This is a genomic window from Bradyrhizobium sp. (genome assembly GCF_049798375.1).
Lineage (GTDB): Bacteria > Pseudomonadota > Alphaproteobacteria > Rhizobiales > Xanthobacteraceae > Bradyrhizobium.
The window spans coordinates 1-2,010 of record NZ_JBARGP010000438.1 but is presented as its reverse complement, the minus strand read 5'-3'; the positions used below and the strand labels follow the sequence as shown (position 1 = coordinate 2,010).

2 protein-coding genes and 1 pseudogene are annotated in these 2,010 nt (G+C 64.7%); all 3 read right to left on the bottom strand.

From position 1 onward, the window contains the following. Positions 1-487: ABC transporter ATP-binding protein (locus tag WA702_RS18280; RefSeq protein WP_425111939.1), on the bottom strand; the 487-nt coding region annotated here is incomplete at its 3' end. Positions 488-501: 14 nt separating this feature from the next. Beyond that, positions 502-1,506, bottom strand: coding sequence for an ABC transporter substrate-binding protein (locus tag WA702_RS18275; RefSeq protein WP_425111938.1), 1,005 nt, complete (start codon positions 1,504-1,506; stop codon positions 502-504). A gap of 306 nt (positions 1,507-1,812) precedes the next feature. Further along, positions 1,813-2,010 (bottom strand): annotated as a pseudogene (locus WA702_RS18270) (methyl-accepting chemotaxis protein); the annotation flags it as partial.

Genomic DNA, 2,010 nt, shown 5'->3' with positions numbered 1-2,010 from the left:
GCGAATCCAGCGCCGAGAGCGGTTCGTCCATCAGCAGCATCGCGGGCCTGACCGCAAGCGCCCGCGCAATGCCGACGCGCTGGCGCATGCCGCCGGACAATTGCTTCGGATAGGCGGCGCGAAAATCCAACAGCCCGGTGCGGCGTAGCGCATCGTCGACCGATGCGAGCCGCTGCTGCGGCGACAAACGGGTATGCAGCAGTGGAAATTCGACATTGGCTTCGACCATCGACCAGGGCAGCAGCGCGAAATCCTGGAACACGAAGGTCAGCGGGTTGAGGCTTCCCGGCGGCGGTTCGCCGCGCACGCTCGCGCCGCCGGCGCTTGGCTGCAGCAGGCCGCCGAGGATCGAGAGCAGCGTGCTCTTGCCGCAGCCGGAGGGACCGACGATCGCGACGACTTCGCCGGCATCCACCGTAAAGGACACGTCATCGAGCACGTCGAGCGTACCGAAGCGATGGCTGATATGGTCGGCGATCAGGTCCATGCTGCCTTGCCCGATCAATCCGGCTTCACATAGTCCTTGGCGATGATGCTCTGGGCATCATAGCCCTTGTCGGCGAAACCCTGCGCCTGCAGCCATTTGATCTGGTTGTCGACATTCTTGACGTCGAGCTTGCCGTCCGGATCGATGTAGGCGCAATTGCCGACCACCTGCTCGACCGGCAGGTTGGTGTATTTGCCGATGATATCGAGCAGCGGCTTGGTCTTCTCGGTGATCGGAGCCTTGCCGTCCTTCATCGAAGCCAGAATCACGTCGTGATATTCGCGGTCAGCGCGCTCCAATGCGCCGAGCACCTTGGTCACCAGCGCCTTGTTGGCGAGCGTCTTCGGCGAGGCGAACACGGCGCCGAGCTGCCACGGCGTCTCGTCACCGACCCAGCCGATCAGCTTCGCGCCGCCATCATCCATCAGCTTGCGCGCGGTCGAGACCGGCAGCAGCGCCGCATCGACCGTCTCGCCTTTCAGCGCCGCCGCCGCGTTCGACAGCGACTGCAGCGGCACAATCTTCACGTCGGACAGCTTGAAACCGTATTTGTCGGCAAGCAGGCCGAGCGAATAGTGGAAGCTGGATCCGACCTGGGTGACGGCGATGCGCTTGCCGTCGAGGTCTTTCGGCGCTTTCAGCCCGGCCTCATAAGCTTTGTTACTTGCGAAATAGCCGATCAGCGGGTAGCCCGCCTTCTCCCGGCTCATGCCACCGATCACCTTCAAAGTGCCCTTGCCGGCGAGATTGTAGAGCCCGGCGGTGAAAGCCGTGACGCCGAAATCGACATCGCCGGAGGTTGTCGCAACCGCTATCGGCTGCGCCGCATCGAAGAATTTCAGCTCGATGTCGAGGCCCGCCTCGCGGAAATAGCCTTTGTCCTGCGCGATGAACACCGGCGCCGAGGACGACAGGCGCAGCACGCCGATCCTGGCCTTCAGCGGCTCGTCGGCGTGGGCGGTCGCCATGGCGACCAAGGTCAGACATGCCGCCATCACGAGGCGAACGCAGCGGATCATGAGGTGTCCTCCGGCAATTGCATCTGCGAGCCTTGCGGCACGTCTGTGTTGGCACGTCTGTGTCGCGCCCGACGAGGTGCCCTGCTCACGCCGCCTTTGTTGCAACTTTTCGGCCGGGATGTCGCGGGGAATCGTATGGCCGGTCATTGACAATATGGCGAAGGTCGGCGGCCCATACACAACCGCAACCGACGACGCGGGTCGGCAGCTGGCTTACCGATCGTCGCTGCATATCGTCGGGAGGAACTCTCCACCGCAGCGCCGACCGCGTGGCGGGCTGCCACGCGGCCCCGCCATGCTACGGCCTCAGGCCGCGGTGCGGATGGTCTTCAGGAAGTCGGCGACATTGCCCTTCAGCGACACCGCCTGCTCCTGCAGCGCGGCCGCGACCGCAAGCGCGGCTTCGGCGCCGGCGTCGGTCTCGCCTGCCACTGCGCGGACATCGACGATCTCGCGCGTAACCGCTGCGGTGCCGGTCGCGGCTTCCTCGACGTTGCGTGCGAT

Bases quoted from the DNA above. Each gene is read 5' to 3' on its own strand.
- WA702_RS18275 (WP_425111938.1), bottom strand. From the start codon at position 1,506: ATGATCCGCTGCGTTCGCCTCGTGATGGCGGCATGTCTGACCTTGGTC.